The following is a 20,732-nucleotide window of genomic DNA, read 5'->3' as shown; positions in this document are numbered from 1 at the left end:
GACGCAGGACCTGCGTCAGGTCCGCAGCCCCGGCGCCTCGTGCCCGGTCCTCTCCACATATTCGGTATAGCCGCCGCCATAGGTGTGGATGCCTTCTGGCGTCAGTTCCAGCACGCGGTTGGAGAGTGCGGCCAGGAAATGGCGGTCGTGCGAGACGAACAGCATGGTGCCTTCGTATTGCGACAGCGCCGTGATCAGCATCTCCTTGGTCGCGATGTCGAGGTGGTTGGTCGGCTCGTCGAGCACCAGAAGATTAGGCGGATCGAACAGCATCAGCGCCATCACCAGGCGCGCCTTTTCGCCGCCTGACAGAACCCGGCATTTCTTCTCGATCTCGTCGCCGGAAAAGCCGAAGCAGCCGGCGAGTGCCCTGAGCGGCGCCTGGCCGGCTTGCGGAAACGCGTCCTCCAGCGTCTGGAACACGGTGCGTTCGCCCTCCAACACCTCCATGGCGTGCTGGGCGAAATAGCCCATTTTCACACTCGGCCCCCGAGCAACTGTGCCGGCATCCGGGTCAGACGCGCCGGCCACCAGCTTCAGCAGTGTCGACTTGCCGGCGCCGTTGACGCCCATGATGCACCAGCGCTCGCGGCGGCGGACCTGGAAGTCCAGCCCCTCATAGATCGAGCGGCTGCCATAGCCCTTGTGGACGTTCTTCAGCGTCACGACATCCTCGCCGCAGCGCGGCGCCGGCTGAAAATCGAAATTCACGATCTGACGGCGCTTGGGCGGCTCGACACGATCGATCTTGTCGAGCTTCTTCACCCGGCTCTGCACCTGGGCGGCGTGTGACGCCCGCGCCTTGAAGCGCTCGATGAAAGCGATCTCCTTGGCCAGCATGGCCTGCTGGCGCTCGAACTGCGCCTGCTGCTGCTTGTCGGCGATCGCCCGCTGCTGCTGGTAGAATTCGTAATTGCCGGAATAGGCGGTGAGCGAACCGGCGTCGATCTCGACCACCTTGTTGACGATGCGGTTCATGAACTCGCGGTCGTGCGAGGTCATCAGCAGCGCGCCCTCATAACCTTTCAGGAACTGCTCCAGCCAGATCAGGCTTTCGAGATCGAGATGGTTGGACGGTTCGTCGAGCAGCATGACATCGGGCCGCATCAACAGGATGCGGGCCAGCGCCACGCGCATCTTCCAGCCGCCGGACAGTTTGCCGACATCGCCGTCCATCATTTCCTGGCTGAAGCCCAGGCCGTCCAGCACTTCGCGGGCGCGGCCATCGAGCGCATAGCCGTCGAGTTCCTCGAAACGGTGCTGCGCCTCGCCATATTTCTCGATGATCTCATCCATCCGGTCGGCCTGCTCGGGATCGGCCATGGCCGCCTCGAGTTCGGCCATTTCGGCCGCCACGTCGCTGACCGGCCCGGCGCCGTTCATCACTTCGGCCACAGCACTGTGGCCGGCCATGTCGCCGACATCCTGGCTGAAATAGCCGATGGTGACGCCGCGATCGACCTGCACCTGGCCCTCGTCGGGCTGCTCCTGGCCGGTAATCATGCGAAACAAAGTCGTCTTGCCGGCGCCGTTCGGACCGACAAGGCCGATCTTCTCGCCCTTCTGTAGCGAGGCCGAGGCCTCGATGAAGACAAGCTGGCGGCCGTTCTGTTTGCTGATGCTTTCAAGACGGATCATGCGACTGGAAGAACCTTGGAGGATTTTCCCCGGCCCTTACGCGATCGGCCGCGCCAGAGGAAGCGCCCATTTGACGCCGCGCGCAAAAGCCGCTGCGGTCCGCACCTCCAGAATGCAAAACAGCCCGCCGCGCGATTTTGCGCAACGGGCTGTTTTTGAACCAGCTTCTGTACTCAGTTCGGTGCGGGCACTTCCGCTTCTATTGACGGCACCTGCTGGGCGGCGAGCGAGGCGAGCTTGCCCCGTCTGACGAGTGTCGGCTTCTCATAGGATCGTTTCATAAATGCCCCTCTCTTACACAAGCGGAGACTGTTCCGCCGAACTCGCCATGTCAATAAGCAGCGGTAGTGAGGTGCTTTGGCTGTGTCCGACGAATTGTCACTTCGCGTCGTGGAAAATGATCCCCACTGTATGCCGCCTGCCGGAGCGCAGGCGGCTGACGCCGTGCCTGAGGTTGACGCGGTAATGGCCTTTCGTGCCTTGCACCGGGCGGTTGTGGACAGCAAAGATCACCGCATCGCCCCGGGTCAGCGGCACCACTTCGGCACGGCTTTGCATGCGCGGGCGCTGTTCGGTCAGGACGAATTCGCCGCCGGTGAAATCCTCGCCGGGCTGCGACAACAGGATCGCCACCTGCAGGGGAAAAGCGAGATCGCCATAGAGGTCCTGATGGAGGCAGTTGAAGTCGCCGGGGCCATATTGCAGGAGAAGCGGCGTCGGCCGCGTTTGGCCGCTTTCGTGGCAAAGCTGGAGGAAGGCGGCGTGGTCATCGGGATAGCGCCGTGCCGCGCCCATGCGTTCGTTCCAGTCGTTGGCGACGCCGGCGAGCCTGGGATAGAGCGCGGTGCGCAGGCCACCGACCAGATCCGGCAGCGGATAGCGGAAATAGCGGTACTCGCCCTTGCCGAAGCCATGGCGGGCCATCACCACATGGCTGCGGAAATGGTCCTCATGCGGATAGAGACCGGCGATCTCGGTGCACTCCTCGGGTGAAAGCAGCGCCGGCATGACGGTGCTGCCGTGGCTGTTCAGTTCGCCGACCAGAGCACTCCAGTCCTGCGCTGCGACGCGCGCTTCGGCCGAATGGGCTGCGCGTTTGGTGCTTATCGAATGGATGGTCATGGATGCCTCCTTTGCTTGCGGTCAAAGTGGGGCGAACGAGGCGCCTGGGCCACCCGATTCCTGCGATGAACATTGTCATCTGCTGCCGGCAGCGATTAACTGTGTACATGCATCTTTCGATCGAACCGCTAAATGGCGTCAAAGGGCTTCCTCTCGGATCGTCTAAGGCGACTGTCAGATCCTTCTTTTCAGGAGAGCTCAAGGTCTTTCGGCGGAGCCCAACCAGCGTTCCGGCCGACTATTGGCCGGACCTTGGAGTATTCGCCTATTACAAGGCCGATGGCGCACTCGAAGCGCTAGAATTCACCTCGCCTGCGATCTTGGAACTGGGTGGCGCGTCGCTGTTTCCGATTTCCATGGAGGTTGCGCTGAGGTTCTTGAGACAAACCGACCCCAATGTGAAGGTCGAGATCGATAGCGCGATTTCGAATGCTCTCGGCATCAGCATCTGGACAGCCATAGGAAAAGAAGCGGACTCCCAGGTGGAAACACTTTTGCTGTTTGGAGCCGGCTACTACGGCTGATCCTTCCGGGCGATATCCACTGCAGATCGACTGCGTATCGATCGCATCAGACCGGATCGGCACCCTTGCGGCGATACGCCTCCAACTCAGGGTCCAGATCGACCCTCACCGCGTTTGTGAACAGGCAGGTCGCCACCATGATGCCGGCGAAGGCGACGAGGTTGACCAGCAGTGTGTCGTCGTAGCTAGCCTTGAGTGCCGCCCAGACATCGTCGGGAACGGCGTTGGTATCGGCAGCGACTGCCTTGCCGAATTCGATCAGCAAAGCTTCTTCAGCGCTGGGCTCGATCGCCTCGGGATCAAGACCGCTGTCGATCAGCGCGCGGCGGAAGAAGGTAAGCGGTATCTCGGCGCGGCATCTCTCGGAGATCGCCAGCGACAACAGCCAGACAGCGCGGTCGTCGAGTGCGGGCTTGAGCAGATCGCGCAGGGTGAACCATTCGGCATAGATGCGGTGGGCCGCCGGTGAATGCAGCAGGATGCGCTTCATGTTGGTCATGCGTCCGCGCAGGCCAAGCTCCCTGTCGTGCTCGGCGCGGATGTCTTGCGATGCCGAGGCGTAGTCGATCGGCGGGATCATGGCCATGGGACGGTCCTTGGTGGCAGCGAGGCATTCTGCGAAGCCCTCACCCAAGCGTCGTATGCAATTGCGGCGCGGCGCGCAGCGTGTTGGACACCGTGCAGATCGCTTCGGCGTCCTCGACGATCCGCTGCTTGGTCGCAGCGTCGAGATCGCCTGAGATGTCGAGCCTGATGTTGAGCCTTTCGACGCGCGACGGCTCGTCCTTGGCCTTCTCGCCGCTGACCTCGGCGCGCACCTCGCCAAGCGCGGCGGCAACCCCGAGGCGGGAGGCGGCGATGCGCGCACTCAGCACCATGCAGGCGGCGAGCGAGGCGTAGAGCAGGTCGAGCGGATTGAAGCCCGGCGCGCTGACGCCGGTGACGACATCGACTGCACCGCCGGTCGGAGTGGTGATGGAAGGCAAGCCGCCGGGCTGCAGCGTCGCCGTCGCGCCGGTGACGCGGGTTCTGACCTTCAACTCAGCCATCGCAAAAACCTTTCAGCCGGCAGTCCGGCAAAGGGGTAAGGATCGCCCGTGGCGTGTCCTGTCCCGCTATATGGTATGTCCTGGGCCGATACCGCAACCTCCGCAGAAGCGGCACCCTGTCAGCAATCTTCACCACGCCCGTTCCCTCTCCGCCCTGCCCTGCGGTAGGCTCGCGCGATCCGCAACAGGATCGCGAGAGCCATGATCGTCCAGGCCTGCATCAATGGCGCGCGCGCCGCCGATTTTCACCCCACACTGCCGCTCGACTCCGACGCTATGGCGCGCGACGGGGCGGCTTCGATTGCCGCGGGCGCAGCTGAGCTGCATGTCCATGCCCGCGGAGCGGACCGCCGCGAGAGCCTTGCGCCGGCAGCGATGGACCTGACGATCGCAGGGCTGCGCCGTGCCTGCCCTGGTACGCTGATCGGCGTCTCCACCGGCGCCTGGATCGAGAATGACGATACAAGCACGCTGGTCGCCATCGCCGGCTGGCGCGAATTGCCGGACTATGCCTCGGTCAATCTCAGCGAGGCGGCGGCACCGATCGTCATGGAGAGCCTGCGCCAGCGCGGCATCGGCATCGAGGCGGGTCTGGCGTCGGTCGCCGACGCCGAGCGGCTGGTCGGCCTCGACCATGGCGGGCGCGTGCTGCGCGTGCTGATCGAGATTTCCGAGCAGACGCTAGACGAGGCTTTTGCGGTCGCCGACGGCATCGAACAGGTCCTGGAGCGCGCCGGCATTCGCCGTGCCATCCTGCTGCATGGCGAGAACGCGACGGTGTGGCCGTTCGTGCGCCGTGCCGCGGATCGCGACTGGTCGACGCGCGTCGGGCTGGAGGATGGGAAGCATCTGCCGGATGGCACGGTTGCGGCCGGCAATGCCGCGCTGACGGCGGCAGCGGTGGCGATCTTCCAGGCCGGGCGATAGCGCATACAAGCAGCGCGCCAAGGCATCGCCGAGACGATGGCGATCGCAAGGCCCGGGCCGCGAAAGTCGGTGAAAGCTATTCAAATTTTATGTATTAATTAAACCGGCAGTTAATCGTCGCATCAACGATCTCATCTGTGTTAATATTCTCCGGCATCGGGGACATTTTTTAATGAACGTCATTCCGGATAATGATCACGCTGCGCCGCGTCGGATTCAACAATATACATCGATACAGACCCTGCGGGGACTAGCAGCCCTAATGGTTGTTATCTATCATCTTCCGGCCGCACTAGGCGTGCTCGATTTGCCTATTCCCATTCTAAACAGCGGCGTCGACCTGTTTTTCGTCATCAGCGGTTTTGTCATGGTTCTCTCGACGGAGAACAGACATCGCGACCACCGTGCTTTTTTGATGCAGCGGTTCACGCGCGTCGTTCCGTTCTATTGGGTCATGACCTTCCTCATGGTCGCCGCACTTTGGCTGTTTGCCGGTCGTGGAGTGTCCTTTGAGCAGATTACCAATAGCCTGCTTTTCGTGCCCTATCTCGATACGGCCACAGGCTATGTCCAGCCAGTGCTTGGCGTGGGTTGGACGCTCAATCTGGAAATCCTGTTTTACATTCTGTTCGCGGCGACTATGGGTTTTGGTGCGCTGACGCAAATGGCCACGATTGGCGTTGTCTTTGCAATCGCCGTAGCCGCACGCATTATCTTCAAACCCGCCGCCGACACTGTGCTGTTTTTCTATACCACGCCAATCCTGTTTGAGTTCCTTGCCGGCATGGCTGTCGGCCATCTGGTCGGCAGACTGATGCGTTTGCCCGCTTTCCTGGGTGCCTCGGCTGTCGGGTTCGCTATTGTGTCCACACTGGTGATGGTACTTGGCTTCAACTTGCCGCGAACCCTTGCTCAAGGTATCCCGGCGCTGATCCTTGTCGCGGGTTGCATCAGCCTGGAGAGCTACTTCCGACTTTTTGCTCCTCGCGTGCTGGCAAGGCTGGGAGATGCTTCCTACTCTCTCTATCTGACCCATCCTATCGTGCTGCTCGCGATCGCTCCTGTCGTTGCAACCGCCAATGTGTCACCATGGCTTGCAAGCATAGCTATTGTCACCGCCTGCATCGCCGTGTCCCTGGCGAGTTATAGTTTTATCGAAAGGCCGCTTTTGGCCATGTCGCGAATGAGCCTCTCCGCTTATCAGGTGAAGGCGTGAGTTGCGGCTACGCCGCAGCTCGGTCGGCCTGCCATTCGGGTGCGTTGCTCACTACGACCTACCGTCGCGTTCAAGCGACCACGGCCGCGGCAAGATCGTCTTCGAACTCCGTCACCTAGTGCTGTCGCGCACATCCTCGACTGCCCCAAAATGTGCAGCGGTTTTGGGACGACATGCATCCTGTCTTGCCTGAACGCACACGGGAACTGGCACAGAGGGATGACATAGCTCTTGCTGCTGTTAAAAATTTCCCATAAGGTATTTTTCATATCCGAAAGAAAATCCCATCGTTTCTTTCCCTTTATGAAAGCCTTGCCTTTTGCGTGAGCATCTCGATCAAACCGATCGACGGCTGGTAAAGCTGTTGTCGCAAGATGCCCAGCCCGGCATCAACCGGCTCGCCGAGACGATGGCGATCTCAGTGCCGACGGTGCGCTCAAGGTTGCGCAATCTGCTCGACCGCAACCTCTTGAAGATCGTCGGGCTGCTCAATCTGACCGAACGCCCCGAGCTGATCTCGGCCATTGTCGGCATCAACGCTCAGGGACGTGGCCGCGCCCGGGAACTGGCGCAGCGCATTGCCGAACTGCCTTTCGTCAACTCGGCCTCGGTGGTTACCGGGCGCTTCGACATCATCGTCGACGTGACCGTCGCCGGCGATGTCGCCGACCTCTACCGCATCACCAGCGAGCTGATTCCGGGCGCCGGCATTCCCGGGGAAGTCGTGCGCAGCGAAACCTTCGTCGTCATGGCTTCATGCAACAAATGGGTCAGCCTTCCAGAAGGCTGCTGGTCGGAAGAAACACCGTCACGCAAGGAGCCGGCATGAGAATAGCTGTTCTCGGCGGCCTCGGCCTGCAGGGACGGGCGGCCATCGCCGATCTCGTCGCCAGCGCCGGTGTCGAGGAAGTCGTCTGCGTCGATACGTCGGCTGACGGCCCTGCCCGGCTTGCCGGGCTGACCGACCTTTCCCGCGTGCGTTTCGTCATGCCCGAGGGCGCGATCGGTCCGGCGCTTGCCACCGTGCTGGCGGATGTGGACGCCGCCATCGATCTGCTGCCGCAGCCATTGATGCGCGAGGCGGTGCAGGCCGCGATCGCAACGCGCACGCCGCTGGTCACCACCAACTACGGCAAGGCGATTGCCGACCTGGCGCCGGAGGCTGAACAGGCCGGCGTTTCGATCATGACCGAATGCGGGCTCGACCCCGGCATCGACCTCGTGCTCTACGCGCGCGCCGCAAAGCAGTTCTCTACGATTTCTTCGATCGATTCCTATTGCGGCGGCATCCCCGAACCGAAGGCGATGGCCAAGCCGCTCTGCTACAAGGTGAGCTGGAATTTCGACATGGTTCTGGTCAGCCAGAATCGCGACAGCGTGATGATCGAGCATGGCAAGCGCGTCGAAGTGCCGGCCGGCCGACAGCACGACAATGCCTTCATCCACGAGATCGAGGTCGCGGGCCTCGGCCGGCTGGAAGCTTTCCCCAATGGCGACGCTCTGCACTATGTCGAGATGCTGGCAGCCGCCAAGGGATTGCAACGCTCGGGCCGCTATACGCTGCGCTGGCCGGGATGGTCGGCGTTCTGGGCGCCGCTGAAGGAACTCGGTTTCCTCTCCGAAGACAAGGTGCCCGGCACCGGCGCCAGCCCACGCGAATTTCTCGGCCGTCTGCTCGGCCCGCAACTGCAATATGGCGCCGACGAGAAGGACCTTTGCGTGATGCGCAATGTCTTTTCCGGTCTCGAAGGCGGCCGCGCCAAAACGGTGACGTCGGACCTGATCATCGAACGCGACCTGGCATCAGGCCTGTTCGGCATGAGCCTTGGCGTCGGCTATCCCGCCAGCATCGTGGCGCAGATGCTGGCGCGGCGCGAGATCGCCACACCTGGCCTGCTCAACCCGCTGCTGCATGTGCCGGACGAACCCTTCTTTGACGAGCTGGCGAGGCGTGGCATCAAGGTGACCGAAACGGTGGCCTGGGACTGACGATTTTCGAACGGTGGCTGCCGCCGGCAAACGGTGCCGCCGCTCAAAAAACACCCAAAAGGGTGGAATAACAAAGTGGAACAACAACGATAACAGGAGGAATGCCAAATGAAGATTGCCAGACTTTTTATCGCCGGACTTGCGCTTGCGGGGCTCGCCACGGCGGCCAGTGCCGGAACGCTCGACGAGATCACCAAGCGCGGCGAACTGCGCGTCGCGGTACAGACGCAAGGACCTCCCTTCTCGCTGGTCGGCGCGGCCGGCGAGCGCACCGGCAGTTCGGTCGAACTCGCCGAGCTGATGGCCAAGGAAATGGGCGTCAAGATCACCTTCCTCGACTATGACTGGGACGGGCTGATCCCGGCGCTGCTTTCGGGCAAGGCCGACCTGCTCGTCGCCGACATGACGCCGACGCTGGCGCGCGGCATGAAGGTCGCCTTCACCACACCTTACATGTATACGGGCAGCACCGTCTTCACCAAGGCCGACAGCAAGTTCAAGACAACCGAGGACTGCAAGGCCAAGGGCACCAAGATCGCCGTGCTGTTGGGCGCCACCGGCGAAAAGGAAGCCAAGAACGCCTTCCCGGATGCCGACATCAAGAGCTACAAGGGCGGCGGCCCGCTGCTGCTCGACGCGGTCAACAACGGCCAAGCCGATTGCGGCGTCAACGACGTCTCGGCGGTCAAGGGTCAGTCGACAGCCTATCCCGCCGGCACCTTCACCATCATGCCGGACCTGTTGTCGAAGGAGCCGCTTGCCTTCGCCACCCGCTACGACGAGCCGGACCTGTTGATCTGGATGAACCTGTTCCTCAACCAGGTCAGCATCGACGGCCGCTTGCAGAAGAACCTCGACTACTGGGTCAATTCCGACGCCTGGAAGAAGGATCACTAAGCAGAGGTAAGCAGGGAGTAGTGAGTAGGAAGTAGTGAATGGTGAATGGTGAATGGCCATTCCGGACGCCCTTCACTGCTCACCACTCACTACTCACTACTGCCCATTCACCATTCACAATTCACCGCCATGCTCGAAAATTTCAGCTTCCGCACCATCGTCGAATATCTGCCGCTGTTCGGGCAGGGTCTGATCACGACCGTGTGGCTGTCGGCGCTGTCTTTTGCGGGCGCGCTGGCCGTCGGCATCGTGCTCGCCGCCATGAACCTGCAGCGCGGCCAGCTGTTTCGCGTGCTGGCCAAGGGCTATATCGATGCCGTGCGCGCCACGCCGTTGCTGGCGCAGCTCTACTTCCTCTATTTCGGCCTGCCGCGTCTCGGCTTCGTCCTGCCCGAGCTCGTCGTCGGCATCATCGCTTTGTCGCTGAACAGCGGCGCCTATGTCGCGGAAATCATCCGCGCCGGCATCCTGTCGATCCCGCGCGGCCAGGTCGAGGCCGGGGTTGCCTCGGGAATGACCTATGTCCAGCGCATGCGCCTGGTCATCCTGCCGCAAGCCTTCAAGGTGACGATCCCGCCGCTGCTCGGCCAGGCGATCGTGCTGGTCAAGGATTCCGCGCTTTTGTCGCTGATCTCGGTTTCCGAACTGACGCGCGCCGGCCAGTTGCTGGCGTCCGACCGCTTCATGCCGGCGGAAGGCTTTCTCACCATCGCCGCTTTCTATCTGCTGCTCTATTACTGCCTCAAAGGACTGGCGGGGCTGTCCAGTCGGTGGCTCGGTCTGCAGCCGGCAAGGAGCAGCACATGATCTGGCAACAGCTGCAAAGCCTGGCCGGCAGCTACCCCCTCGCCTTGCGCGGCCTTGGCATGACCGTGATGCTGTCGGCGATCAGCCTGGTGCTGGGCACGCTGCTTGGCTTCGGCCTCGGCATATTGCGCACCGGCGGTAACCGGCTGATCTCGAGCGTGATCGGCGCCTGGGTCGACCTGATCCGCGGCACGCCGTTCCTGGTGCAGATCTTCCTGATCTTCTTCATCCTGCCGGAATTCGGCATCGAGCTCGATGCCTTCACGGCCGGCATCATCGCGCTCACCAACCTCGCCGCGTGCTTCATCTGCGAGATCGTCGCCGCCGGCATCCGCTCGGTGCCGACCGGCCAAGTCGAGGCAGCGCTGGCGTCCGGCCTGTCGCGCTGGCAGCGCATGCGCCAGGTGGTGCTGCCGCAGGCGATGCGCATCGTGCTGCCGCCGCTGGTCGGGCAATATGTACTGTTGATCAAGGATTCCTCCGTCGTCTCGGCGATCGGGCTGACCGACCTCACCCGCGTCGGCTGGCTTGTGGTGCAGCGTGTGCCCAACGGCCTGCTGGTCTTCTTCCTGGTCGGCGTCGGCTATTTCGTCGTCTGCTATCCGCTGATCATGCTCGCCCGCCGGTTGGAGCGACGCATGGGCGCGGCGCATGGCGAGGTGCAGCTGTGACATCGAACCCCAAAGGGCTGACCGCCATGACCAATCCGAGCCCGACCAAACCAAACCTGACCAAAACGGGCATGATCGACTTTCGCGGCGTCAACAAATGGTTCGGCTCGCTCAATGTGCTGAAGGACATCACGCTCAGCGTCGAGCCGCGCGAAGTGGTCGTCGTCTGCGGCCCAAGTGGTTCGGGCAAGTCGACGCTGATCCGCTGCATCAACGGCCTGGAAGGGATCAAGGATGGCGACCTCGTCGTCGACGGCCAGCGCCTCGGCGACCCCGCCACCAACATGACGCAGTTGCGCACCGAGATCGGCTTCGTCTTCCAGTCGTTCAACCTCTACCCGCACAAGACGGCGCTGGAAAACGTCACGCTGGCGCCGATCCATGTGCGCAAGATCCCCCGCGCCGAGGCCCAGCAGGCCGGGCGCGACTTGCTGGCCAAGGTCGGCCTCGCCGACAAGGTCAATGCCTACCCGTCACAGCTGTCCGGCGGCCAGCAGCAGCGTGTGGCCATCGCGCGCTGCCTCGGCATGCGCCCCAAGATCATGCTGTTTGACGAACCGACCTCGGCGCTCGATCCCGAGATGATTTCCGAAGTGCTCGACGTCATGGTCGCGGTGGCCGAGGAAGGCATGACCATGATGGTGGTAACGCACGAAATGGGCTTTGCCCGCAAGGTGGCGCAGCGCGTGGTGTTCATGGACGCCGGCGCCATCGTCGAAAGCGGCACGCCGGAAGCGTTTTTCTCCGACCCGAAGACCGACCGCAGCCGGGCTTTTCTAAGCAAGATTCTAAGGCATTAGAGTTTAGCCAAAGCCGGTCGTCCGAAAGGCCGCGGGGCAGGAACTGTCGACGCACAGCGCCAAACAACGAGCCGCCGGTAGAGTGGATCGGCTACGTTTAGGTCTCCGGCTACGCCTCTGGGACCTTCCACGTGCCGTCCAGAACCTTCGCGCGTGGTCGATAGAGCCGTACCATCCAGTTCCAGCCGGGCCACCATCGGCTGTACGGTCAAGCCACCGGCGCCGCGCCGCGCCGCTCGAGCGCTGTCCTGCGGATGATTTCCGCGATTTCCGGGCTGCTGCTGCACAGCATCTGGAAATCCGCCGCGTGCAGCGAGAGGAGTGAGACAGAAGTTGCGGCAGTGACGGTCGCCATACGCGGTTCGCCGCTGATCAGCGCCATCTCGCCGAAGAAGGCGCCAGGGCCAAGCTCCACCGGGTTCGGCGTCGCGACGCTGACGCGGCCCTCCACGACGAAGAACATCCGATCGCCGGTCTCGCCGCTGCGGCAGATCACGGCGCCCGCCGGCACCGTGCGGGGTCTTAACGCGCGCACGATCTCGACCAGCGTGGCCGGGCCAAGCTTCTGAAACAACGGAACGCCGGCAATCAATTGCCAATTGCGGACAAAATCCTCGCGACGGACTTCTTGATAAAAGCCGGAGGCAAGAATGCCGGCCCAGAGCCCGAAGATGCCGATGCCACACATCATGACAGCCCCGGCAAGGACGCGGCCGGCGAAGCTTTGCGGAATGTCGTCGCCATAGCCGGTAGTGGACAGCGTGACCACCGCCCACCACATTGTCTCGGGGATGCTGCCGAACTTTTCCGGTTGGACGTCGCGCTCGATGACATAGGCCGCAAGTGCGACACCGAACAGAACCAGGCCGAAGACCGTGGTGACGCCGACCAGGTTGCGCGCTTCGTTGGCCAGAACCCTGCCAAGCAGCGGGAAGAACGTCGAGTCGCGCAGCGGCTTCAGCAGCCAGACAGCACAGTAGAGGCTGCGGTCGGGCGTGCCGTCGAGCAGGAATGCGGCGAGTGGAACCAAAACCGCGAGCACATCGATTGCGATTGCCGGCGTCCTGTCCCGAAGGTCTCCCGCCCAGCGCTTGAGCAGGGTCTCGGCCATCTGCAGAAGATAGGCGGCCCAAATGACAGCGAGCACGGCAGCCAGAGCCAGTCTGCTTCGTCCGGACATGTTCGGCATCGTGAGCGCAGCCACCGCCAGAAGCCCAGGCGCAGCCAGCACCGCGTTTAGCGGTGCGTAGATTCTCAGGAAAGGCAGTACCGACATTCTATCCCACCAGCGGCCACTGTGCTCCAGAATAGAGGCCTTCCGGGGAAGCGCAAAGGGTGCTTTGCGATCGCAAGATCAGGTCACGCCAATGGCTATCGGGCGCCGCTATCGGCGCTCCAGGGTCGCACTGCAGGCAACGGATCAGCTCGGCAGCCGCCACATTCGCACGCGGCCCGCACCGCGCAATTCCGTTTCCTCGAGTGGGTCGCAAGCAAATTTCGGTCCAAGCAGTTGGCAAGTTGCATCGGAAATACGGATTTCATCGGGCTCCGCGGACGTTTGAATACGTGAGGCGAGATTAACGGTCTCACCCCACAGGTCATAGGCGAACCGCCTCTTGCCTATGACGCCGGCGACGATCGGTCCTGAGTGAATTCCAATTCTCAGCCTTATCGGTTCTCCTGCGAAGCGTTCCCGCTTGACCGCTTTGCGCAGCTCAATCGCATAGCGCGTGAGGGCCTTTGCATGATCGGATCGCGCCGTGGGCAGGCCGGCGACCACCATCACACAATCGCCAATTGTTTTGATCTTTTCGCAGCCGTATCGTTCCGAGAGCCGGTCCGCCGCCCTGAAGAAGTAATTCAAGATAGCGAGCGTCGTCACGGCTCCGACGCTTCGCGCTCTTTCGGTAAAACCGACGATGTCGGCAAAAAGCACACTCACCTCCGCGTGGTTGTCGGCAATTTTCTTTTGCGCTTTCAACCGCTCCGCGATCGATGCCGGAAGAATGTTGAGGAGCAGGGTTTCGGCGCGCTGGTATTCACGCGCCAATCCCTCCTGGCTCTTCCTCAATGCCTCGTTCGTCGATTGCAATTTCTCATTGAGTTGACGCTCCCTCTCTTGCAGGAGCGTCATTTCATAGGCCTTCTGTTGAAGCCGCTGCCTGTTGTCTCGTTCGGCAGTGGCGTCCAGAAAAAGCAGCCACACGAACGCATTGTCAGCAAAAAAATGGAGGTCGGCGACACGCCCGCCGGGCAGTTCAACCATGTCCATGCGAAACGGAAGCTCCGGGCAAGGCAGCAAACCCTCCATGAATTCAAGCTGCCCCGCAACAGGCTTGCCGATGCGAAGCGATGACAGCCCGTAATGTTCAACATTACCGCCCTTGGCAGCTATGCAAAGCTCAGCGTCGATTTTCAGATAAGCGACAGCGTGCCCGTCGAAGAAGAAATTGAAAAACCAATTTCTGACTTCTTTTGGCAATTCATGCATGGTCTATTTGGTGACCATCAAGGCAAGTTGACGAAAGGCGTCATCGACCTGCTCGCCCGAAAGCGCACTTGTTAGATAGATTTGCCATCCACGTTGCCTCAACTCGTTGATCTCACCATCCGATATCGCCCACCGATCGGCCAGATCGGACTTGTTGAACAGCAATACGAACGGCATGGCGCCGAATTCGGCCTCGACCCGTTCGCGCAGCGTGAGTGCCACGGCAAGAGTAGCAGCGCGGGTTCCATCGACGACTAGCACGAGCCCGGTTGCACCTCGAACATAGCTGACGCGGAATGAGCCGATATCGTCCTCGCCGGCCAAATCCCACAAAATCAGATCCACGGTTTTGTCCGGGAGCGCGACGCTCTTCTTGTCGATTTTCACTCCAACGGTGGTCAAGTAGGTTTCTGAGAAGATGCTCTGCACAAACCTGCGGACCAGACTCGTCTTTCCGACAGCGAAACCGCCCAGCATGCAGATCTTTTTTTGCAACATGTTGGGCTCCGCTAGTCCAGGTTTACGGTAATCGAAACCCGGCGATTGGTGGAGCTACCGGTTAGACTGTTTTCAGGTACAGCCGGCTCAAAAGTGCCCGCGCCCCGAACCAGCAGCAATTCGGGAGCGACGCCCCGCTTGTTGAGAAGCGCACGAACTGTCTCGGCGCGGGCGGCGCTGATCGACGCGTTGGCCGTCTCACGGCCCGTGGTGTCCGAATGCCCGGTCAACATGAACCGCGCCGTTACGCCGGAATTGCGGGCACTCTGGGCGAATTCCTTTATTTGATCCGCCAACCTGTCGAGAACCGGCGTCTGCTCCGGTCCCGGCACAACCTTGCCGGAAGAGAAGAAAATATCGGTCGTCTGGATGGCCTGCCTCAAATGATTAAGTTCTGCAAGGTTCAGTTCACGCAGCTGCGAGACATCCAGAACCACTCCGTCCGCCGAAAGTTGTTCAGCGGCGGCCCGCGCGCGGTTGATCCAGCCGGCAGGAGCCTCACCCACGGCCACGATGCGACCCTGGATGATCGAGAGCTGAACGGTTTTCGGCGGGGACAGCGCCGCCGTCAGCCGCTTCACCACAAACTTCGGATCAAGGCTCTGATAGAATTGCCACTGTGCATGAACGCGGGCAGGATCAACGTCCGTTCCGGAGAGCAGGGCTTGCGGGTCGGCGGCAAGCGGGTCTCTCAAGCCGGAAATGTAGAAATGTCCGCCCTCGCGCTTTGTTGGGCGACGATGATTCCCGATTGGGCCTCAAGTCGCGACACATAATACTGCCAGTGCTCCGCCGCGCGTGCTTCGGGGCTCACGTCACGAACCTTGGAGATGTCGAATTCGGGTCCGCCTGCCGAAAGCTGCCGGGCCGCTGCGCGCGCGCGATCGATCCAGGTGTCGGGAGCCTCACCCTCGGCAACGATGCGATCATCGACGATCGAAAGTCGTACTGTATCCGGCGGATACAGTGACGCCGTCAGCCGCTTCAGCACGAACTCCGGCTCAAGGCTCTGATAGAACTGCCACTGCGCATGAACCCGGGCGGGATCGACCTCTGTTCCCGACAACAGCGACTGCGGATCGGCGCCAAGCGGGTCTCGCAGGCCGGCAATATAGAATTGGCCGTCGCTTATCTTTTGGTCTGCAACGATGATGCCCGGCTGGGTCTCCAGTCGCGACACATAGGCGTGCCAGCGCTCCGCCTCGCGCACTTGGGGACTTACGTCACGAACCCCCGAGATATCGAAGACCGGCCCGCCTGCCGAAAGCTGCTGGGCCGCCGCGCGCGCCCGGCTGATCCAGGTGTCGGGAGCCTCACCCTCGGCGACGATGCGGCCATCGACAATCGAAAGTCGCACTGAATCCGGCGGAGCCAGCGACGCCGTCAGCCGCTTCAGCACGAACTCCGGCTCAAGGCTCTGATAGAATTGCCATTGCGAATGAACCCCGGCCGGATCGACTCCCGTGCCTGACAACAGCGACTGCGGGTCGACGGCAAGCGGGTCCCTCAGGCCGGCAATATAGAACTGGCCATCGCGTACCTGCTGTTCGGCAACGATGATGCCCGGCTGGGCCTCCACTCGCGACACGTAAGCCTGCCAGCGCGACACGTAAGCCTGCCAGCGCTGCGCTGACTGCCAGGAAAGAAAGTACCAACCGCCTGCCAGAGTCAAAAGCAGCAGGGCAACGGCCGCCACCAGCCACGGAAATCCGTCGTTTGATTCCTCCTGCTTCAGCTCGACGCAGGTCTGCAACTGCGCCTCTACGCTGGCCAGCTGCGAACCGTCGCCGTCAAACTGCTCTAAGGCCTGTGAGCTTTCCTCATGGATGCGAAGCAACACATCGCGAACGATTTCATGCAATTCCTCCGGCGGATTTCCCCGGATCACCGAAACCAGGGTCGCAAACGGTCCAACTTCCGACCAGAGACGAAGCTCGCCGAAACGGATTGTGTCCAGGCCGCTCTGCTCTTTCTCGTTAAATGAGTCTTTTACAAAGTCCTGAATCGCACTGAGCATCGAAGAAATGAGCTGAGGATCTTCGCTCGTTGCATTGTGGGCCGTTACATGCGCTATCAAAAGGCCGGAATTCCGATGAATGAGAAACGCATGTTCCACACGGTAGACAAGGGAATGCTTCAGAACAACTGCCGAGAAGCTTGCCCCTGTTCTCCAGGCTTCAAGTCTCCACTTGAGCCCGTGCCAGGTGAATATGTGCCTTAGAGTTTCATTCAGCGACTGAAAGGTCTGGTCGATCTTTTCGCCGATCGACTTGCGAATTGCCGGCAGAAACACCGGGTACAATATGTCCGTCAGCGTGCGCGGGCTCTTCTGGATCGACCGTTGCACAGCCCGTTCGACAGCCGGCGCAAGCGCCTCGCCGAGTTGCGCGTAAGGCGCTCGTCCGGCAGCACTGGGAAGAACGTCGCCCACGGCCGCCGCAAGCTGCTCGGGTTCGTCGAGCAGATGCGTAACGCGTGAAAGCTCCGAGATTTCGCGGCTGACCAGCAACTGCCGCAGCGTTTCCATGCGCGGATCGGCGGTGGGAACCGCCTCGAACTGCGCACGGTAGTCCGGATCAACGTTCCGGGCAATTTCGATCAAAAGACGAGCCAGAGCCTCGCGATCAATCTCTGTATCGTTCGAGGCTGTTCTTTGCGGAAGGTTGAATGGGTCGACGGTGGACGTCAAGGTCCCATCAACTCACTTTCCAGCTACGGTCCGAGTTGCTCTTGCTCCCGACGGGATCCTGATTGAGACACTTTGCAACCTCGACAAACAGGCCAGCCAAAAGATTTCGGTCGGTCTTGACGTTGCTGAGGTCGGCAAACATCTTCTCGATCAGCATCTGAACGCCTTCATTCTTCTGCTTGATTTCCTCACGCAGCAAATGATCGTTTCGATTTATCCGGTCGGAAACGTCGCGCTCGAGCGCGCTCAACTGATCCGACAACGTGCGCACCTGCTTTTCAAGAGCCTGGTTTTGCTCGCGAAGATTCCGGTCGATCTCCTTGTCGGCATCGGCTCGTGAATCTTTTTCGCTCCGCAATTGCCCTGCAAGCGAATCGATCTGCTTCTTTGCATTCGACTCGTACATTTCGAGATTGCGCTTGGCCTCGGACTCGACATCCTTGAAGCGCTGCAACACCCGTTCTTCAAGCTTGGAAAAACGGCGGTCATAGTCCTGCATCTGGTTGCCGAAGAGCAGGTCACGGATCTTGTCGACACCGACGGCGTCGCCGGCGGTTCCGTTTTCGCGGGCCTGAACTCCCATGAAGTTCAGCCCGTTTCCTTCTGTGTTACCTATCAGATTTACGTCCGCCTTCTTTTCTGAAGAAGCGGAATTCGAAGATTCCTTAGCCATCCATATACCCCCATTGAACACATGCCGTCAGGTAAGCATGTCAGCAATCGGGCCGCAAGCCGGATTCGTCTTGACTTATGCCTATTCATGGGGCAGCCGAGCGCGGTGGCTAACGGCCCGGCAATGGCAATCAGGGGGCGATGCCCTCTCAAAGGCGCGGAGCGTGCGGACGGTTCCGGGTATCCAAAAAGCGGCCTTCAGTCGAACGTCGCCAGCGGCTCGGCGTTGATCTCGACCCACTCACAGCGACGGCTTTCGTGGTAAAAAGACTGGAAGGGCGGCGGGAACGACGGGTCGGCGAAGGCGCCGACGGGAATGGCGATTACACCGGGCTGCGTGTCGATGCGATAGTGGACGGCGGCGCCGCACTCCGGGCAGAAATTGTAGATGACGCGGCCGCCCTCGTCGCCGGCGCGCGTGAACTGCTTCGCCCGCCCCTCGATCGATACATCAGCTTGCTCAAACCGGACATTGTAGCTGAAGGCGCTGCCGGTGCGGCGCTTGCAGTCGAGGCAGTGGCAGACCGAGATGCGCACCGGCTCGCCCGAACAGACGGCTGAAAGCTGGCCGCAGAGACATTGCGCGCGGCGCGAGACCATAGTTTCTTCCTCCCCTTCACATCACTGCGTATCGGCGCTGGCCCTCAGTTCCGTCCGCTTCTGTTCCGAAACCATGGCCAGATCCAGCACCTTCTGCAGTTCGGCGGCATGGTGGAATGAAGGCTCGGCCTGCACGCCGCTGCGAACCGCATCGACGAAGCGCTGGTAATTGGTCGGCACCGTGCCGGCGTCGAGCACCTGCCATTTGGCGTTCTCGATATCCTCGCCGACACACGCCTTCAGTTCCGAACCCTCGAGATTGTGCACGACTTCGATGCCGCCCTTGTCGCCATAGATGCGCAGGCGCAATTCGTTGATGTGGCCGGTCGCCCAGCGGCTGGCGTGAACGACGCCAAAGGCGCCGTTGGAGAAATCCAGCGTCATGGCGAAGCTGTCATTGGCGTCGAGGTCGTATTCGCCGATACGGTTGCCTGGCGCCTTGTCGAAGGTGCGCAGCCGGCAAAACACGTGGTCGACGTCGAGTGCGGCGCCATAGCTGGCGAAATCGAGGATGTGGATGCCGACATCGCCGAGCACGCCGTTGGAGCCGTGGTGGCGCGACAGCCGCCACAGCCATTTCGGGTCGGTGCGCCAGTCGCCCCAGAATTTCGAGACCAGCCAGCTCTGTAGATAGGAGGACTCGACGTGGCGGACGGTGCCGATCTCGCCGGCCAGCACCATCTGCCGCGCCTTCTGCAAGGCAGCGACATTGCGATAGGTGAGATTGACCATGTTGACGATGCCGGCGGCCTCAGCCGCTTTGGCCATCTCGCTTGCCTTGCCGAAGTCTTCGGCCAGCGGCTTTTCGCACAGCACCGGCTTGCCGGCCGCGATCAGCGCCATGGTGGTCGGGTGGTGAATGCGGTCGGGCGTGACGTTGGCGACCGCATCGAACTCGCCCCACGCCAGCGCGTCTTCCAGCGATGTGAATCGCTTCGGTATCTTGAACCCGTCGGCAAATTCGCCAACGCGCTTTTCATCGACGTCGACAGCACCGACGATCTCGACGCCGTCGATGCCGCCGAAACGGCGGGCATGCTCCTGCGCCATCCAGCCGGTACCCAGTATCAAAAGCCGCATTCTCTGCACTCCGAGCGAATTGGTTCGATTCAATCATATGGCGCAGATACGGTCTAGGAAACCCATGCGGAAAGCCGCTACGCCTTTTTTCCTGGATTTTGCTTTAGCGGAAGCCGGCCTCGCCCGAAGCGTGCAGCTTGCCGCCGCGCTCGACGATCGGCTCCAGCGCCTTTTCGACCGGCACGTTCGGCGCCTCAAGGATCGCCGACTTGGTGCCCTGCGGATTGTGCGCCCACTTAACCGCATTGCGCAGCACCTTGTGCACATTGGCGTCGTGATAGGTCGGATAGGTCTCGTGGCCCGGGCGGAAGTAGAAGACATTGCCGGCGCCGCGGCGATAGGTCAGCCCAGAACGGAACACCTCGCCGCCCTGGAACCAGGAGATGAAGACGGTCTCCAGCGGTTCGGGCACGGCGAACTGCTCGCCATACATTTCTTCATTCTCGAGCTCGAAATATTCGCCGACGCCTTCGGCGATCGGATGGCTGGGACTGGTCGCCCAGAGCCGCTCGCGCTCACCCGCCTCGCGCCATTTCAGCGTGCAGGGCGTGCCCATCAGCCGCTTGAAGATTTTCGAGAAATGGCCGGAATGGAGAACGATCAGCCCCATGCCTTCAAAGACCCGGCGGGCGACGCGCTCGACGATCTCGTCGGCAACGGCGCCATGGTCCTTGTGGCCCCACCAGACCAGCACGTCGGTCTCGGCCAAGCGCGCCTCGGGCAGGCCATGCTCGGGCTGTTCGAGCGTGGCGGTCGAGGCGGAGATCGCCTCGTCGGCATTCAGCGCCTTGGCGATGGTCGTGTGCATGCCCTCGGGATAGAGGGCTGCGACCACCTCATTGGTCCGCTCATGGATGTTCTCGCCCCAAACGACAGCGCGTATTGTCATGATGTCCTCGTGGTGAAGCCGACCCGCAGGGGTCAGTCATAATCTGCCTGGGGGTCAAAAGGGAATAGGCAGTGGGGAATAGGCAATAGGGGCAGAAAAACAAGGAACAGGCGATGGACGCTCCTGGGCCCTACTGCCTACTGCCTACTGCCTACTGCCTACTGCCTACTGCC

General features: G+C 61.5%; 22 protein-coding genes. 9 read left to right on the top strand and 13 right to left on the bottom strand.

Annotated elements, in window-relative coordinates; all coding sequences use genetic code 11:
• Nucleotides 1–15: 15 nt before the first annotated feature.
• Entirely contained in the window at nt 16–1,638 is a 1,623-nt protein-coding gene (locus NLY44_RS01925) for an ABC-F family ATP-binding cassette domain-containing protein (protein WP_023689031.1), read from the bottom strand.
• A gap of 378 nt (nt 1,639–2,016) precedes the next feature.
• Nucleotides 2,017–2,760 carry a 2OG-Fe(II) oxygenase gene (locus NLY44_RS01920; RefSeq protein ID WP_023805622.1) on the bottom strand — a complete coding sequence of 248 codons (744 nt, stop codon included), beginning with the start codon at nt 2,758–2,760 and terminating at the stop codon, nt 2,017–2,019.
• Nucleotides 2,761–2,825: 65 nt separating this feature from the next.
• On the opposite strand from NLY44_RS01920, the gene NLY44_RS01915 reads away from it, so the two are divergent.
• A complete protein-coding gene (locus tag NLY44_RS01915; protein WP_050586866.1) occupies nt 2,826–3,284 on the top strand; it encodes a hypothetical protein in 459 nt (152 codons plus the stop codon).
• Nucleotides 3,285–3,330: 46 nt separating this feature from the next.
• Here the strand turns inward: NLY44_RS01915 and NLY44_RS01910 are convergent, their stop codons facing one another.
• The gene (locus tag NLY44_RS01910) at nt 3,331–3,870 is read right to left on the bottom strand and encodes a carboxymuconolactone decarboxylase family protein (protein ID WP_023695530.1); all 540 of its coding nucleotides are present in this window, start codon (nt 3,868–3,870) and stop codon (nt 3,331–3,333) included.
• A gap of 40 nt (nt 3,871–3,910) precedes the next feature.
• On the bottom strand, nt 3,911–4,333 hold the full coding sequence (locus NLY44_RS01905) for an OsmC family protein (RefSeq protein ID WP_023670326.1): 423 nt from the start codon (nt 4,331–4,333) through the stop codon (nt 3,911–3,913).
• 201 nt (nt 4,334–4,534) lie between these two features.
• Here NLY44_RS01905 and NLY44_RS01900 point away from each other — a divergent pair, with 201 nt between their 5' ends.
• The 8 genes from NLY44_RS01900 to NLY44_RS01865 all read left to right on the top strand — a co-directional run bounded on the left by NLY44_RS01900 (nt 4,535) and on the right by NLY44_RS01865 (nt 11,640).
• Nucleotides 4,535–5,260 carry a 3-keto-5-aminohexanoate cleavage protein gene (locus tag NLY44_RS01900; protein WP_023805623.1) on the top strand — a complete coding sequence of 242 codons (726 nt, stop codon included), beginning with the start codon at nt 4,535–4,537 and terminating at the stop codon, nt 5,258–5,260.
• 172 nt (nt 5,261–5,432) lie between these two features.
• Nucleotides 5,433–6,476, top strand: coding sequence for an acyltransferase family protein (locus NLY44_RS01895; RefSeq protein WP_081725506.1), 1,044 nt, complete (start codon nt 5,433–5,435; stop codon nt 6,474–6,476).
• A gap of 319 nt (nt 6,477–6,795) precedes the next feature.
• Nucleotides 6,796–7,305: an Lrp/AsnC family transcriptional regulator gene (locus NLY44_RS01890; protein WP_023670324.1), complete on the top strand. Its 510-nt coding sequence runs from the start codon at nt 6,796–6,798 to the stop codon at nt 7,303–7,305.
• Nucleotides 7,302–8,465 (top strand): saccharopine dehydrogenase family protein, encoded by a 1,164-nt coding sequence (locus tag NLY44_RS01885; RefSeq protein WP_023805624.1) that lies wholly within the window; start codon nt 7,302–7,304, stop codon nt 8,463–8,465. Before NLY44_RS01890 ends, NLY44_RS01885 begins: the two co-directional genes overlap by 4 nt.
• 108 nt (nt 8,466–8,573) lie before the next feature.
• A complete protein-coding gene (locus tag NLY44_RS01880; RefSeq protein WP_023670322.1) occupies nt 8,574–9,362 on the top strand; it encodes an ABC transporter substrate-binding protein in 789 nt (262 codons plus the stop codon).
• A gap of 129 nt (nt 9,363–9,491) precedes the next feature.
• Complete coding sequence (locus NLY44_RS01875; RefSeq protein ID WP_023695534.1) at nt 9,492–10,169, top strand: amino acid ABC transporter permease; 678 nt, start codon at nt 9,492–9,494, stop codon at nt 10,167–10,169.
• A complete protein-coding gene (locus tag NLY44_RS01870) occupies nt 10,166–10,840 on the top strand; it encodes an amino acid ABC transporter permease (RefSeq protein ID WP_023684787.1) in 675 nt (224 codons plus the stop codon). The genes NLY44_RS01875 and NLY44_RS01870 overlap by 4 nt, the downstream gene beginning before the upstream one ends.
• A 71-nt stretch (nt 10,841–10,911) precedes the next feature.
• Nucleotides 10,912–11,640: an amino acid ABC transporter ATP-binding protein gene (locus NLY44_RS01865; RefSeq protein WP_023805625.1), complete on the top strand. Its 729-nt coding sequence runs from the start codon at nt 10,912–10,914 to the stop codon at nt 11,638–11,640.
• Between the two features lie 208 nt (nt 11,641–11,848).
• Here NLY44_RS01865 and NLY44_RS01860 read toward each other — a convergent pair whose 3' ends face one another.
• The 9 genes from NLY44_RS01860 to NLY44_RS01820 form a co-directional block, all read right to left on the bottom strand.
• Nucleotides 11,849–12,916: a cyclic nucleotide-gated potassium channel gene (locus tag NLY44_RS01860; RefSeq protein ID WP_023693904.1), complete on the bottom strand. Its 1,068-nt coding sequence runs from the start codon at nt 12,914–12,916 to the stop codon at nt 11,849–11,851.
• 144 nt (nt 12,917–13,060) lie between these two features.
• Entirely contained in the window at nt 13,061–14,131 is a 1,071-nt protein-coding gene (locus NLY44_RS01855; protein ID WP_023805626.1) for an adenylate/guanylate cyclase domain-containing protein, read from the bottom strand.
• Between the two features lie 3 nt (nt 14,132–14,134).
• The gene (locus NLY44_RS01850) at nt 14,135–14,629 is read right to left on the bottom strand and encodes a Rab family GTPase (protein WP_023670316.1); all 495 of its coding nucleotides are present in this window, start codon (nt 14,627–14,629) and stop codon (nt 14,135–14,137) included.
• 11 nt (nt 14,630–14,640) lie between these two features.
• Nucleotides 14,641–15,324 carry an OmpA family protein gene (locus NLY44_RS01845; RefSeq protein WP_286456557.1) on the bottom strand — a complete coding sequence of 228 codons (684 nt, stop codon included), beginning with the start codon at nt 15,322–15,324 and terminating at the stop codon, nt 14,641–14,643.
• Nucleotides 15,321–17,318 carry an OmpA family protein gene (locus NLY44_RS01840; protein WP_286456556.1) on the bottom strand — a complete coding sequence of 666 codons (1,998 nt, stop codon included), beginning with the start codon at nt 17,316–17,318 and terminating at the stop codon, nt 15,321–15,323. The genes NLY44_RS01845 and NLY44_RS01840 overlap by 4 nt, the downstream gene beginning before the upstream one ends.
• A 7-nt stretch (nt 17,319–17,325) precedes the next feature.
• On the bottom strand, nt 17,326–17,991 hold the full coding sequence (locus tag NLY44_RS01835) for a hypothetical protein (protein WP_023670314.1): 666 nt from the start codon (nt 17,989–17,991) through the stop codon (nt 17,326–17,328).
• A gap of 197 nt (nt 17,992–18,188) precedes the next feature.
• Nucleotides 18,189–18,590, bottom strand: a complete 402-nt coding sequence (locus tag NLY44_RS01830) for a GFA family protein (RefSeq protein ID WP_023805628.1) — start codon at nt 18,588–18,590, stop codon at nt 18,189–18,191.
• A gap of 21 nt (nt 18,591–18,611) precedes the next feature.
• On the bottom strand, nt 18,612–19,670 hold the full coding sequence (locus tag NLY44_RS01825) for a Gfo/Idh/MocA family protein (RefSeq protein ID WP_023805629.1): 1,059 nt from the start codon (nt 19,668–19,670) through the stop codon (nt 18,612–18,614).
• 103 nt (nt 19,671–19,773) lie between these two features.
• On the bottom strand, nt 19,774–20,559 hold the full coding sequence (locus NLY44_RS01820; RefSeq protein WP_023689044.1) for a ThuA domain-containing protein: 786 nt from the start codon (nt 20,557–20,559) through the stop codon (nt 19,774–19,776).
• Nucleotides 20,560–20,732 lie beyond the last annotated feature (173 nt).

This window comes from Mesorhizobium sp. C089B (genome assembly GCF_030323125.1).
Taxonomy (GTDB): domain Bacteria; phylum Pseudomonadota; class Alphaproteobacteria; order Rhizobiales; family Rhizobiaceae; genus Mesorhizobium.
Note: the sequence above shows the minus strand (reverse complement) of the source record. Positions and strands in the feature narration are given on the sequence as shown.